Below are 508 nucleotides of genomic sequence, written 5' to 3'. Positions count from 1 at the left end.
GCCTTCTGCTGCGCTTCTGCCAGTTTCGCTTCCTGGCTGTGACTGAACTCCGTCACGGAGTGCTCCGGTGCCCATGCGCCCTCCTGACGGGGAACCTGAGACGGTTTCACACTCTCAAGCCCGGACAGTGCCCTTTCCACATCCCGGTTAATCAGGCTGTATACCGCCTCCCGCAGTTCCGGCGTCTGACGCACAATCTCCTTCATGATGACCACATCGGCAGCACTGCGCGTCTGCTGCAGACGGAAAGGCTGACCGGGCGCGATGGCCTGCAGCTGGTCCGTGTCACCACTGGCCACGGCACGACCGCCACCGGCCGCAATCAGGGCGTATGCCCGTGCCATATCGGTATTGCCCACCATTGAGCTCTCATCGAGCAGGAACAGCGTGTTGCTGAAATCCGGCGTTTCTCCGCTGCGCTGCTGCAGCTGCGTGTCATGCAGAAAGGACGCCAGCGTCTGTGCATCCACGCCGGCGCTGCGCATCTCACCGACCGCACGGTGCGTGG

The 508-nt window shown here is 63.0% G+C and carries 1 protein-coding gene; it reads right to left on the bottom strand.

The annotated features are described in order from the left end of the window. On the bottom strand, window positions 1-508 hold a 508-nt coding region (locus FTE26_RS01200), incomplete at both ends, for an AAA family ATPase (protein WP_272457383.1).

The organism is Escherichia sp. S10b (assembly GCF_028421345.1).
GTDB lineage: Bacteria > Pseudomonadota > Gammaproteobacteria > Enterobacterales > Enterobacteriaceae > ECMA0423.
This window is presented reverse-complemented; position numbering and strand designations above follow the sequence as displayed.